We start from the raw sequence: 14,743 nt of genomic DNA, 5'->3' as shown, positions 1-14,743 counted from the left end.
TATTTTGTTTTAAAAATAAATTGAGAATTAGGATTTAATTAAAACGCTTATTCAAAACCGTATAATTTAATTTAAACAAATGAATAAAACATTTAAGTACTCAATTTTTATAGGAATCTTTATTATAATGATTTTATCAGGGTATGGATTGTCTGATTTGAAGCAGAATAAGAATAAAACAAAACCAATAGACTTAGTAAACCCTTATTTGGGTAACATAAGTCATTTACTAGTTCCAACTTTTCCAACCATGCATTTGCCCAACAGTATGTTACGCGTATATCCAGAACGTTCGGATTTTACTAGCGATTTATTGAATGGTTTACCCTTAATTACAACAAGTCATAGAGGAAGCTCAGCTTTTAATCTAAGCCCTTTTCAAGGAAAGGTTGAAGATATGAAATCTGTAATGAAATATAGTTATGATAATGAAAAATTGACTCCCTATTCCTATTATGTTTTTTTGGATGATGATGAGATTGATGTGAATTTTGGATTGTCTCATCAATCAGCAATATATTCGTTAGAATTTAATAAAGAAGAAGATACTTATTTGATAATAAATTCTAAAAATGGAGCTATATCTTGGAATGATTCAGGTTTGTCTGGGTTTCAACTTATTGAAAATGAAACAAAGGTATTTTTGTCAATGGAGTTTGAAGAAAAACCAGAAACGATTTCGGTTTTGAAGGAAGGAAAAGTATCGGAAGGAGCAAGTATCAAAGGTAAAAATGCAAGTCTTGTTTTGAAATTTCCAAAAGGTACTTCTAAAATAACTCTACGTTATGGGATTTCATTTATTGATGAAGCACAAGCAACTCGTAATTTATCGCGAGAAGTTAAGGGAAAAGACTTAAAAACATTACAAAATACAGCACGCAATATTTGGAATAATGCTTTAGGGAAAATAGAAGTTGAAGGGGGAAGTGAAGCTGAACAGCGCGTTTTTTACACCTCTTTATACAGAACTTACGAAAGACCCGTATGTCTTTCAGAAGATGGACGATATTACAGTGCTTTTGATAACAGCATTCATCAAGATAATGGCCGTCCTTTCTATACAGATGATTGGATTTGGGATTCTTATAGAGCCCACCACCCATTGCGTATTTTGGTAGACCCTAAAACAGAAGAAGATGTTATTAATTCTTTTGTCATTATGGCAGAACAAATGGATAATTTTTGGATGCCAACTTTTCCAGAAGTTACAGGAGATAGTAGACGAATGAATTCAAATCATGGTGTTGCCTCTGTAATTGATGCTTACAGAAAAGGGTTAAGAGGTTTTGATTTAGAAAAAGCTTACGAAGCTTGTAAAAACGGAATTAACGAAAAAACTTTAGCTCCTTGGTCTGGTTTACCGGCTGGAGAGATAGATTTGTTTTACAAAGAAAAAGGATATTTTCCTGCGCTTCATGATGGAGAAAAAGAAACTGTGCCAGAGGTACATCACTTTGAAAGTCGACAACCTGTAGCAGTAACTTTAGGTACTTCTTATGATGAATGGTGTTTGTCTCAAATAGCTAAAGAATTGGGGAAAGCTGAGGAATATCAAACTTTCAAGGCACATTCCTATAACTATAGAAATTTATACAATGATAAAACCAGTTTTTTCCATCCAAAAGACAATAAGGGAAATTTTATTGAACCTTTTGATTATAAGTTTTCGGGAGGAATGGGTGCAAGAAAGTATTATGGAGAAAACAATGCTTGGACTTATCGATGGGATGTACAGCACAATGTAAAAGATTTAATTGAGTTGATGGGAGGAAATGAATCTTTTATTGAAAATTTAAATAATACATTTTCAGAGCCTTTAGGTAGAAGTAAATTTGGTTTCTATGCTCAATTACCTGATCAAACAGGTAACGTTGGTCAATTTTCAATGGCAAATGAACCTTCATTACATATTCCTTATCTATATAATTATGCTGGTCAGCCATGGAAAACGCAAAAACGAATTAGAACTTTGTTAAATCAATGGTTTAGAGATGACTTAATGGGAGTTCCAGGAGACGAAGATGGCGGAGGAATGACTGCTTTTGTCGTATTCTCTCAGTTAGGGTTTTATCCAGTAACACCCGGGTTAGCTATATATACGATTGGGAGTCCAGTTTTCGAAGAATCTATAGTTCATTTAGAAAACGGAGCAAATTTCACCATAAAAGCAACAAATTATGCACCGGATAATAAATACATTCAGTCTGCAAAATTTAATGGTAAAACTTGGGAAAAGCCTTGGTTTACTCATTCTGATATTATGGAAGGTGGTACTTTAGAATTGGTGATGGGTAATAAAGCCAATAAGTCTTGGGGAAGCTCCTTAAGTCAAGTGCCTCCATCATTAGAATAAAAAGTATATAATAATTAGCCTATCAAACACAAACCAATTTATTGCCTCTAAATAAATAAAAGGGATAAATATTGGAAGTCTATTCTTGAGATTTTGGTTTGAAGGTTAAAAAATAAACACAGAATTACTTAATAATACAAATAAGAAATGAATAATAAATATTTAACAGGCATCATATTATTGTGCTTATTGTCGAGTCAATTAAATGGGCAAAGTAAACATGCTAGAAGTTATAAGTTTCCAAGCTATAAAGGCTTAGTAATGGCTGGTTATCAAGGTTGGTTTAGGGCACCAGGGGATGAAGCAAATTCTAAATGGGGGCATTACGGTTCTGGTGGTAAATTTGATAAAGATCATAATACCATTGACTTCTGGCCTGATGTGTCACAATATGAAAAAACTTACGAAACGAAGTTTAAATTTCCTGATGGTACAAAAGCAAGAGTGTTTAGTTCTGTGGATAAAAGTACAACAGATTTACATTTTAAATGGATGAAAGATTATGGTGTTGATGGTGTGTTTATGCAACGTTTTTTTGGAGTTGCAAGGCAGCATCATAATCTTGAAAAATCCCATGATGTTATTCTAGCGAATGCAGTATCAGCAGCTGAAAATAATAATAGAGCGATTGGTGTCATGTATGATCTCTCTGGTATAAAAGCAAATGGCGAAGATTGTTCTGTTGTTATTGAGGATTGGAAAAATTTAGTTGATAATTTAAAAGTTACCTCAAGTGAGAATTACATCCATCACAATGGTAAACCATTAGTAACTATTTGGGGCTTAGGATTTCCTGATCGCCCTTATAATATTCGTGAAATAGGAATTAATAGGTTAATTGATTTTCTAAAGAATGATCCAGAATACGGAGGATGTTCAGTAATGTTAGGTGTACCTACGTATTTTAGAGAATTGGATAAAGATTGTTTGCCAGATCCATATTTACATGATGTTATAAAATCTGCAGACATTGTTTTACCTTGGATGGTTCAACGCTTTACCCCATTATTACATCAAGACGAAATTCGTTATAGAGACCATGTAATTGCTGATATAAAATGGTGTAAAGAAAATAAAGTAGACTATGTGCCTTTAGTGTATGCAGGGTTTAGTTGGCGTAATTTATCAAAGATGAACCCACGTTTAGCAAAACATACCTCTTATGGAGCTATTCCCCGTTTAGGCGGTAAGTTTTATTGGGGGCTTATCTACAATGCTATTAATGCTGGGGGTGAGATGTTATATGTTGGTATGTTTGACGAAGTGGATGAAGGTACTGCCATAATTCCTATTTTAAACAAACCTCCAAATAGTAAAGATGCTTATTTTGTAGGAAATGATGATGTAGCTCCAGATCACTATTTGAAGTTAACCGGTTTAGCGGCCAAAATGTTAAGGAAAGAGATACCCCTGGAAAGTGAAATGCCTCTACAATGATTTTACGTTAGTTTTAAGTTAGTGAAGTAAGACGATTCTGTTAGAGGAAAAAAAGAGGGATTTATCCCTCTTTTTTTATTTGGTAACAGTTCATTAACACTTGGGGTTATGACAATGTTAATGAAAAATTAATCATAATTGTTAATCTTGTAGAATTAAAAAAAACAAACAAAGACTTAAACTAGAAGTAAATGAAAAAACAAAATAAAATAGCAGTTGTTTCAAGAGAAAACCTTATTCCCTTTATCTTAGTAACATCTTTATTTGGTCTATGGGGATTTGCGAATGCAGTTACGGACCCCATGGTACAAGCTTTTAAAAAAGTGTTAGAATTATCAAATTCTGAAGCTGCATGGGTTCAAATGGCATTCTACGGAGGCTATTTTTGTATGGCCTTGCCTGCTGCTATGTTTATGAGAAAGTATTCTTATAAAGTGGGAATTCTAATTGGACTTGGATTGTACTCTGTCGGTGCGCTTATGTTTTATCCAGCTGCGATTTCGGAGGAATTTTGGTTTTTTTGTATGGGACTTTATGTATTAACATTTGGATTGGCTTTTTTAGAAACAGCTGCAAATCCTTACGCCTTAGCAATGGGAGCAAAAGAAACAGCAACCCAACGATTAAATTTAGCGCAGGCTTTTAATCCAGTGGGGTTGATTGCGGGTTTGTTTGTTGCTCAACAATTTGTATTAAAAAACTTACAGTCCGATGATATTGCGGATTTTTCTGCATTAGAAGAGGCTTCGAAAGTATTGATAAAAACAGCTGATCTTTTGGTGATTAGAAATCCGTATGTGATACTTGGTTTAGTGATTATGGGGGTTTTTGTGTTGTTTTTGATGAGTAAAATGCCTCAATCTAAAGAAGAAGGAGCGATGCCAAAAATTGGTGAGACATTTGCTACGCTTGGAGAAAACAAGTCTTATGTTTTGGGTGTTGTTTCACAAATATTATATGTAGGAGCACAAATTATGTGTTGGACTTATATTTACCAATATGCTGAAGGAATAGGCATTGATAGTGTAACAGCTGGATATTATCAAATGTTTGCATTTGTGTTATTTACAGTAGGAAGAGCTTTTGGTACGTACATGTTAAGGTTTATGAATTCAGGAAGATTGTTAATGTCTTTTGCTGTATTAGCAATGATTTCATTATTGGGGACTGTTTTTATCCAAAATGCCTATGGGTTATATTGTCTAGTGGGTGTTTCCTTTTTTATGTCATTGATGTTCCCAACTATTTATGGGATAGCTTTAGGTGATTTGACAGAAGAGCAGTCCAAAGTTGGTTCTGCTGGTTTAGTGATGGCAATTGTGGGTGGTGCATTAATGCCCAAAATGCAAGGTCTAATTATTGATGCAGGTGGATCAGGTGTTTCGGATACGGAAATAATGGGGGTTTCTGAAGTGAATTTTTCTTTCGTGTTACCTTTATTGTGTTTTGTATTTATTGCCTGGTATGGAAAATCAATGAGTAAAAGTGTATCAGCCTAAACGAAGTAACAAAATAAATTCAAATGAATAGTCTAAATATCGGGAATGATAAGGATTGGAGAGAAGAAGATGCGGCTGACAGTTATAGTTTTAAAAAGACTGTTTTAAGGCATTTTATACATTATGAATGTCGATTATAGGTTCATAAAGATGCTGGTGTTAGAAAAGCAATATACTTTGGTACATGGAAATATATTGAGTGAATAGTAAGGGATGCAAAAAATGAGAGAGGTGAAATGCTTTTGGTTTAGTAAAAGATTAAGGAGAAACTAAGAAAAGAATAACTATGGAGACTGCAGTAACAAAAAAGGCTAAGAATTAATTAGTTCAGATACTTGAGTCTTTATCTAATAAAATTAGAAATAAATTATGAGAAATTTTAAATATCAATTGTTGTTTTTGACTTTAGGGCTTTGTTGTTTTAGGGGTGAGGCACAAAAGAAAAACTTGTTATTTATCATCACTGACCAACAAAGGTATGATGCTTTAAGTATTGCTGGAAATGAAGTTCTGGAAACACCAAATTTAGATAGATTGGCTAATGAAGGTGCTTACTTTAAGAATGCATACACCCCATGCGCTGTATGTGGACCGGCTAGATCTTCTATTTTGACAGGTCAAACTGTTGAAAATACTGGGGTTAATACAAATGATAAAACGTATCATTATAATGAAACACCAGTAATGACTTCTATAACTTTCGATGAGATATTAGATGAGCAAGGATATACATGTGAATACTATGGAAAATGGCATACGATGTCAACTCATTCCAAAGTGTATAAGAATCCTAAAAAGAAAGCGGATAATGGTAAATCGATGTTCGATCATGGTGGTCAGAATTATTTGTACCAAGATTATTTGAATGAGGCCTTTCCTAAAAGAAAACCGAAGAAAGGACAACTTATGGATAAATTCTCTAAAAGACCCTATATTCCGGATCCAATAGATGTGAATTTTGGTAAAACTTACGAGGAGGTTCGATCTGAGAAGCAAAAATTAACTCAGCCTGATTACCATGGGCAATCTGTAATTCCTGAGGATCATACAATTACCGCATATTACGGAAAGGAGACGATTGATGCGATTGAACGTTTAAAAGACAAGCCATTTAGTATTACCTGCTCGTTTCATTTTCCTCATGCGCCTATGCTTCCATCATTGCCTTATTATGGAATGTATCCAGCAAAGAAAATGGCTCCACCGTTAAGTATTCATGATGATATGAAAAACTCACCTTATGCGAATGCGAATGGGAGAAAGAGTTTAACTCAGTTTGCAGATCAGGAGAAAATAAAATATATGATTTCAAATTATTATGGACTAGTTAAAGAAATGGATATTTGGGTCGGAAAAATCTTGAATAAATTAGAGGAAGAAGGCCTTACAGAAAATACTTTGATAATTTTTACAAGTGATCATGGTGAAATGTTGGGAGCCCATGGAATGAGAGAGAAAAATGTGTTTTATGAAGAATCGTCTCATATCCCATTAATAATAAAAGATAAAGAGGCGATTTCAACTGCAATATCATTGAATCAATATGTTTCAACTATTGATTTATTTCCTACTATTTTGGATTATTTAAACATTCCTGGGGAATATAAATCTGACGGAAAAAGCCTAAGAGGAATTATTGAAGATAAAGATAAAGAGCATGGAAAGTATGTGGTTACAGAATGGGATTATAGAGGAGATATTTCTCCAAACTATATGATAGTAAAAGATAATTGGAAACTAATGATTCCCTATTCTGTTTCATCCAAAGTAATCAATGCGATGTATAACCTAAATGATGATCCGTATGAGATGAATAATCTATTGGGGAAAAACCCTAATAAAACTCAATATGAGAAGAAAGCAGAAGAACTGAAGGAATGCTTATTAGAGTGGTTAGCAAATAAAAAATCAAAACATTATAATGGAGTGAAAAACAGAGAGTTAATTTAAAAAAAGAGCTGTGTTTTGTAGTTTTAAGGATGACATATTCAATTAATTGGATAGAATGAACTTGAAGGAAATCAAAGAAAAAGAAGAAATGGGATACATCAATTAATAAAAGAAAAAAAATGAAAAAGAGTTTTTTAATATTTAATAAAATACAAATAATGGGTTCTAACAACTCAGGTAAGGTATTTTAATACTAACAAATTTATGGGGCATGTATTTAATGGGAGTATTTCTCTAATGACCTTTAAACTTTTAACTAAAACAATTTCTCAAATGAAAAACAAGACATTACTATTATTAATTTTATTCTTCGGAATAATTGTTTCTGCCAATTCTCAGGAAAACATAGATCTTTATATTTGGGCTGGGCAATCAAATGCCATGGGCTGGAAAGGAGATGGTGCGTTTTACCCTGCAGATCCCGACAATTTAGATACTTCAATCAGATTAAATCAGACACTAATGAGAAGCAATAATCCGGATAAACCGTTTACAACTGATGGTTGGGTTACTATGCAAGCTCAAGAAGGATTGTTTGATGATGGGCATTTTGGTCCTGAAGTTACCTTTAGTCGAAAACTCAAGCAAGCAGGTTATAATCCGGCCATTTTTAAGTTTGGACAAGGTGGATCAAGTTTGTATGAGGATTGGCAAGGTCCTGGGGATGGAATGAATTATGATCGAATGATCAGTAAACTAACTGAAGCTATTGATGAATTAGAAGCCGAAGGACATACGGTTAATATTAAAGCTTTTGTTTGGATTCAAGGAGAACATGATGCTCAGGCTCATACCTTCCCTGAAGATTATGAAACAAGACTTTCTTCACTGATATTGAATATTCGTAATTTTGTTGGAAATAGTGTATTACCCGTAGTTTTAGGTGTTGATGAACAACATAGAAATGTCGTTGATTATCCGGCGATTCATAATGCTCACCAGAATATTGCGCAAAATGATGTAAATATAAAGTTTACTTCAATGTATGGTTTTCCTAAAGCAGATGGATCTCATCTTACACCTGATGGTTTGGTAGCACATGGAGAACATTTATTTGATAACTACAATATTTTGCTTTCATCAGAAAAACCCTCTGAAAATTGCGTTGTTTCATCCTCAGGGACGAATCAAACAAAGGAAAATGTTTCATGGGGTCAATCTTTCAAACCAGATTGTTCTGGATTTTTGTCAGAGTTAACGTTCGATTCAGCATCAACAATAAATTCTTCCTTTACAATTTCAATAAGAAATGGTCCAGATTGTTATGCAACAGAGCTTCTTAATCAAAGTATTTCATCCATTACCGATGGAGATAACACAGTCCTATTGTCAAATCAAATTTACTTAAACGGGGAACACAATTACTATATCAATATTAGTTCTGATTTAGATGAAGAATGGCGTGTTCGCTATAGTGATTCTGACCAAATAATAGGGAATTTAAGAACTTATACAGACGAAGAAACTAGCACATCTTGTGGATTGAGTTACCCTAGCTATGATATGTCATTTTCAGTTTCAATTACTGAGAGTACACTGCATACAGATAAACAGGAACAACTTTTAAATGCAACTTATATAGCACCAAACCCAACTGAATCTGTAGTGAGTATTTATTTAAATGATCTTAAAGAAGTTTCTTTAAAAGTTTATGATATAAATGGTAGAGAAATATATAATAAGGATAACATAAATTCAGTCATTCAACAAATTGATTTAAGTAATGTTGCTACTTCTGGTATGTATTTGGTTCAGATTAATACCAAAGGCTATCAAAAAACCCACAAGCTTCTTATTCTTTAATAAGTACTAATAAAAAGAAATGTAAAAACGTTCCGCAATAGTGCATTTGCTCTATTGCAGAACGTTTTTTTGTTTCCAAATATAAGGAAGTGTAACTTACTCGATCTAATTTTTATAAGATGTAGTGTCTCTATACCTCCCAACAGACCATGGGGGAAACATATCAAATGCTCTTAATGGTTTATTCCTATAAGGCTCTGATTCACTATCTCTAATATGAGTTCTCCTGTATGAAAGGACTCCAGAAATTACATAAGTTTTGTTATTCTCTTTTCCATTTTTAGATTTGAATAAATCCAAAACATCTGTAACATATCTTACGGTGTAAGGTCTGTCAATGAAATCAAGCTCCCAAATTGCTAAAACATGTTTTTAAACTTTATCTCTGTGATTTTTTAATTTAGGATTTTCTAAAGACATTAATAATCGTTGTAAAAAAACTCCATCGATACCATAAGTCTGCATCCATTTAAAATGAAGGTCTATGGTTTGAGAATCATTTGAGGAGTATAACTTTACAGATTCACCATTTTTACAAGTTTAGCCAAGTGCCATAAAGTTTTTTAGTTAAATATTTTATTAATTTTGAAAACCTATCTATGGTAAGTGTTTCAGCATTTAAATCTTTTGACCCTGTTCCCCAATGAGTCCATTTGTTTAATTTGAAAGAATCTCCTTTTGTGGTGAAACAACCTTAATGTCCGCCGTGTGCTTGGTTCAAGAGGTCTTGCGCATGTAACCCTATGCAATAAAGAGTGATACATAGTATGCATCTTTTTTGTCTTAATTTATAGTTATTTGATAGAATTAATCGAAAAGGTTATTCTGACATTAATTTTTTATTTTAAAAAAAATAGACATTTTTTTAAATTTTTCTAGTCTATTAATATAATAATAAGACTTAATTAAGTTAGCGGCATAATTTTACTAATTATTAATTAAAAAATATTAATCATGAAAAAAATTACACAATTTAAAAATGTATTCTTACTTAGTGCTGCACTACTAGTGTCATCTGTTGTTGCGGCGGCTGATATTTATGTAAAATCAGATGGTAATGATTCAAATTCTGGTTCAGACATTGACAATGCACTAGCTACTTTAGATGCAGCCTATACAATGGCGAAAGGGACTTTAGCTGAAAATGATAGGATTATCATTAGTGGTACCCTAACTGTTGCTTCTTCATTGAATGTAAATGATACTAGTGGTACAATAACATTTATTAGTCATGATGATGTGGATGTTGTTTCCGGAGTTCAGGGGGTAATTTCTAATTCTGGTGGTATTAAAGTATTTAACCTGAATAGTTCGAGCGTGGCTACATCGGTATTCTCAGGTTTGGAGTTTACCAATATTGCTGGTGCTAGTAATGGAGGTGGCTTATTTAGTACTGTTGGTTCTGGGTCAAACACTAGTTTTACGGATTGTACCTTTACCAATAATAGTAATTCGGCAGGAAATGGGAATATTTATATTACTAATTCAACGTTGTCTTTGACAAATTGTGTTTTTGACAGCAATAGCACAGCTAACGGAAGCGGAGGAGCCATTTATGTTGGTTCTCTAGCAAATGTAACTGTTGTAGATTGCGTGTTTAAAGGCAACAGTGCAACAGATGCAAGTGATACTTCTACTGGTGGTGCAATTTCAAATTCTTCTACAGGTTCCGTTACGATTACGGGGTCTACTTTTTACGATAATTCAGCAGATCGTCAAGGTGGTGCAGTTTATACGACTGGAGACAGTAATTTATCAATGACAAATGTAACCATGTTTGAAAATACGATAACTACAACGCTTTCGCAAAGGGGATCAGCATTTAGAACAGATTCAACTGGAACTGTTAGTATTACGAATAGTTTGATATATGGAAACACATCTCCAAATGCAACGACATCAGCAGATATTGCTTTTGGTGGATTAGGGAATTCAGCATCGGTAACACATGTACTTTCAGGTAGCTATCGTAAGATTGTTGACTTCACTCTAACAGATATAGGTTCTGATTTGGAAGCAGATTTGGCAAGTTCAATGTTAACATGGAGTCCAAGTGAAGGGCTAGGAGCAGTTACATATGGTATTGCTACTTCAGGTAATTCGCCAATTGATTACGGTTCAGATGGTGAGGATGTTGGAGCCTGGGATTCAGGGTTAACGCAACCGTCATTATCAGTAAATGTTATTGATGCTTTAAATAATTTCGTAGTGAAAAATTTATCGAATGGTAATGTGAAATTTGAGTATCCAGGTATTGTTTCTGGAGAGGTATATAATTTATTAGGTACAAACATTACTTCTTTTGAAATGAACGGAGTCTATACTTTAGATACATCAAGTATGTTAGCAGGTATTTATGTTTTAAAAATAAATATTAATGGGGAGTCGGTAACAATCAAGTTTATTGTCTCATAGAGCTTCATAATAAATTAGTTTAGTTTAAAAACCACAGTTGTAAGGACTGTGGTTTTTTTTCTGTAAAAGTATATTTAAACTATTTTAAGAGTTTAAAATCAGATACCTTAAAAATTAAGTCGCTTAAAGTGTATATAAATAATACCTAACTAAAAATAATTACGGTTTAGTGCATTTATGATAGATATTGGTTTTGAAGTTTTATATTTTCATTTTGCATTTAGTAATTATACGAAAAGGTGTTTAGTTAGAGAGGCTACTGAACTTTTTAAAATTATTTATTTTTATTTATACGATTGGACCTTTGCAATTTCAAGATAAAAATTAGTTTTATTTTTGAAGTGAAAAATAGAAGATGCTTTTTATCATATCGATATTTGACTATCTTTGAAATAAGGTAGTGTTTTATTTAGTGCTAATGCAACGTTTAGATGCTTGTCACGTATCGAAATGTTTATTTTTTTTGTGATATTGATAGAGAACTAAACACAATACTTTTGTTAAAATGTAAATTTTTATTTGTAAAATTGTATTGCCTGTCAGATAGTAGGCTAAAAATAATTAAGAGATATCTTAATTATAAAGCGTAAATTATATTCCATTTTTTCCATGATTTTAAAATTGCGATTAATATTATTTTTAAGTGTTTTATTTTGTTTAAATGAAGTTTGCTCACAGTCTTACGGCGTTCAATTTTCAGGTCAAGATGTAATTTTGGACGAAAGAACAAGCTTAAATGTATTTCCTAATGGATTTAGAACATTTGACAATGAATTCGAGATGAAATTTAACTTGAATCTTAAAAATAACAGCTTTGGATATATTTTTAGGGTGATAAATGAAGAAGGTGATAATCTTGATTTAATTAATAATATAGACAAAGGAATAAACTTTAGTTTAGTAGGTAATAACAACGAGAAACCTAATGTTTTATCTATTTTTCAAGAAAAATATATCGATGATACATGGATTGATGTTAGGGTAAAATTTTTATTGTCAAAAAACGAGGTCATTCTATACTTATATGACGATATTTATGTGATGCATGGAGTAAATTTTAAATCTGTAGATCGTTTTAAGATTTTCTTTGGTGGTACTGATTACAATTCATTTACGAACACAGATATTCCGTCCATGTCCATTCGAGATTTAAAAATATTTGAGAATGGTAAATTGCAATTGTTTTTCCCTTTTGATGAAAATGATGGAAATATTGCTCATGATAAAATAAGCAATCACAAAGCGACACTTAAAAACCCTAATTGGATTGCTCATCTACACAATCATTGGAAGGAAATTGCAGAGCAAGAGGTGGACGGCTATGTCTTAAGTGTCTATAATGAGTTAAAGTCAGAAGTTTATTTATTGCAACAAGATATATTGAGAATATATGATGTAAAAGGAAATAAATTTAAAAAGATAAATTATTCTTCAAAACCTCCATTTCTTTCAGAAAGTTTTGAAGCCGTTTACAATATAAAAAACAATAAAATATATTGTTACTCAATTGATGAACGAAAAATTTATATTGTAAATCCAAGCACAGGTGATTGGAAACCAGATTTTCCACTTGATGATACAGCTGATATCAATAAGAAAGAATACCAACAGCACAATAGTTACTATAGTGCATTGGATAACTCAATACATGTTTTTGGAGGTTATGGACAATATCGCTACAAGAACGATTTAATTAAGTATCAAATAGATACTAAAACATGGTCTGGTTTCAATAAAAGAGATTCGCTATTTACACCTAGATACCTCGCAGGAATCGGTGTTTTAAATGACTCTATTTATTTATTAGGAGGCTATGGAAGTGTTTCAGGAGATCAAGTTATGAATCCCAAAAGTTATTATGATTTAGTTGGGTATTCATTGGAAAATGAAGCAATGTTTGAAAAACAAAAAATTACCGAACTTTTTGATGGAATGAGTGTTTCGAATACTTTTTACATAGATAAAAACACGAAGGATTTTTTTGCACTTGTTTATGATAAAAATAGTTTTATCGGAAATTTACAGCTAATAAAAGGTTCTTTAATTAACGGAGAGTTGGAGATCTTAGGTCAAGAACTTCCGTATAGTTTTATTGATGTAAAATCGAAATCAAAGCTGTTTTATTCAAAAAAGGCTAAAAAATTGTTAGGTTTTAAGTCCTATATAACGGATTCCTTGAAAACGAAGTATAGCTTACATACTATTAATTATCCTCCAAATAAATTAGCCTTGCAAAATAATGAAGAGCTAGATGAAAGTAACTTCAGTATTTTGTATTTTACGTTATCCGTCATTTTGTTGACTGCCATGATTTTATTGTTTTATTTTTGGAAGAATAAAAAAATGAAGCTTAAGGAGAATAACATAATATTAGATGCTGAACCGTTATCGAAAGAAGAGACTTTCTCTAATACTGAGATAGAAAATTCGGTTAACAAAACGAGGATTAAAATACAGGATTCAAGTAAGGAAAAATTATCAGAGTATGATTTTGTATTATTTGGCGGCTTTCAGGTTTTTGATGCATCGTCTAATGATATAACAAGTAAATTTTCTCCTCTTCTAAAAGAGTTGTTTTTGCTTATATGGGTGTTTACGGTAAAGAATAATAAAGGAATTTCATCTGAAAAGATTGTAGAAATATTATGGTATGATAAATCTCCAAAGAGTGCTCAAAATAACAGGGCTGTAAATGTAGCAAAACTAAGAACGATTTTGAGTTCGATAGGAGACTATGAATTAAGTAAAAAAACAGGATATTGGAAAATAATCGAAAGAAATAATAATATCAAATGTGATTATTTTGATGTTGTAAACATGGCCTCTTCAAAATCAGAACTAACTAAAAATGATATTGATTACTTGATGAAAATTACAGAGAAAGGGCCTTTTTTATTAAACGTAAATTATGAATGGTTAGATAATTTTAAAGCTTATGTTTCAGATTCAATAATTGATGCGTTAGTTACATTTGCAGAAAATTTTGACATTAAGGAGGATCCGGAATTCATTATCAAGCTATCTGATTGTGTCTTTAATTTTGATTCTATCAACGAAGAAGCCATGGCCTTTAAATGTAAGGCGCAAAATCTTATGGGGAAGCATAGTTCTGCAAAATTAACATATGCGAAATTTGAAAAGGAATATGAATTATTATATGGTCAAAAATTTGAATTATCTTTTACAGAGGTTATTCAAGATTAATTATTTCTCTCAGTTAAAAAGGCTCGAAATTTATTTCGAGCCTTTTCTTATTTTGTCCACTTGAAAATTGAATCTAACCAGT

At 32.2% G+C, this 14,743-nt stretch carries 8 protein-coding genes; 7 read left to right on the top strand and 1 reads right to left on the bottom strand.

Annotated elements, in window-relative coordinates; translation table 11 throughout:
• Positions 1-79 precede the first annotated feature (79 nt).
• From AC2DZ0_RS05345 to AC2DZ0_RS05325, 5 genes are all read left to right on the top strand, one after another.
• The gene (locus AC2DZ0_RS05345; protein WP_484644149.1) at positions 80-2,353 is read left to right on the top strand and encodes a GH92 family glycosyl hydrolase; all 2,274 of its coding nucleotides are present in this window, start codon (positions 80-82) and stop codon (positions 2,351-2,353) included.
• Positions 2,354-2,500: 147 nt separating this feature from the next.
• Positions 2,501-3,790 carry a glycoside hydrolase family 99 protein gene (locus AC2DZ0_RS05340; protein WP_484644147.1) on the top strand — a complete coding sequence of 430 codons (1,290 nt, stop codon included), beginning with the start codon at positions 2,501-2,503 and terminating at the stop codon, positions 3,788-3,790.
• A gap of 191 nt (positions 3,791-3,981) precedes the next feature.
• Positions 3,982-5,289, top strand: a complete 1,308-nt coding sequence (gene fucP, locus AC2DZ0_RS05335; protein WP_484644146.1) for an L-fucose:H+ symporter permease — start codon at positions 3,982-3,984, stop codon at positions 5,287-5,289.
• Positions 5,290-5,658: 369 nt separating this feature from the next.
• Positions 5,659-7,239, top strand: a complete 1,581-nt coding sequence (locus tag AC2DZ0_RS05330) for a sulfatase-like hydrolase/transferase (protein WP_484644144.1) — start codon at positions 5,659-5,661, stop codon at positions 7,237-7,239.
• Between the two features lie 273 nt (positions 7,240-7,512).
• Complete coding sequence (locus AC2DZ0_RS05325) at positions 7,513-9,042, top strand: T9SS type A sorting domain-containing protein (protein ID WP_484644143.1); 1,530 nt, start codon at positions 7,513-7,515, stop codon at positions 9,040-9,042.
• 105 nt (positions 9,043-9,147) lie between these two features.
• Here the strand turns inward: AC2DZ0_RS05325 and AC2DZ0_RS05320 are convergent, their stop codons facing one another.
• On the bottom strand, positions 9,148-9,342 hold the full coding sequence (locus AC2DZ0_RS05320; protein WP_484644142.1) for a hypothetical protein: 195 nt from the start codon (positions 9,340-9,342) through the stop codon (positions 9,148-9,150).
• A gap of 654 nt (positions 9,343-9,996) precedes the next feature.
• Between AC2DZ0_RS05320 and AC2DZ0_RS05315 the strand changes: the two genes are divergently transcribed.
• Positions 9,997-11,457 (top strand): T9SS type A sorting domain-containing protein, encoded by a 1,461-nt coding sequence (locus AC2DZ0_RS05315; RefSeq protein WP_484644140.1) that lies wholly within the window; start codon positions 9,997-9,999, stop codon positions 11,455-11,457.
• Positions 11,458-12,171: 714 nt separating this feature from the next.
• Positions 12,172-14,661 (top strand): Kelch repeat-containing protein, encoded by a 2,490-nt coding sequence (locus AC2DZ0_RS05310; protein ID WP_484644139.1) that lies wholly within the window; start codon positions 12,172-12,174, stop codon positions 14,659-14,661.
• Positions 14,662-14,743 lie beyond the last annotated feature (82 nt).

It is taken from the genome of Flavicella sp. IMCC45668 (assembly GCF_057219105.1).
The sequence above is the reverse complement of the archived record's forward strand: the minus strand, read 5'-3'. Positions and strand labels throughout refer to the sequence as shown.

Coding starts and splice junctions, on each gene's coding strand:
- AC2DZ0_RS05345 (WP_484644149.1), top strand. CDS start 80: ATGAATAAAACATTTAAGTACTCAATTTTTATAGGAATCTTTATTATA.
- AC2DZ0_RS05340 (WP_484644147.1), top strand. CDS start 2,501: ATGAATAATAAATATTTAACAGGCATCATATTATTGTGCTTATTGTCG.
- fucP (WP_484644146.1), top strand. CDS start 3,982: ATGAAAAAACAAAATAAAATAGCAGTTGTTTCAAGAGAAAACCTTATT.
- AC2DZ0_RS05330 (WP_484644144.1), top strand. CDS start 5,659: ATGAGAAATTTTAAATATCAATTGTTGTTTTTGACTTTAGGGCTTTGT.
- AC2DZ0_RS05325 (WP_484644143.1), top strand. CDS start 7,513: ATGAAAAACAAGACATTACTATTATTAATTTTATTCTTCGGAATAATT.
- AC2DZ0_RS05315 (WP_484644140.1), top strand. CDS start 9,997: ATGAAAAAAATTACACAATTTAAAAATGTATTCTTACTTAGTGCTGCA.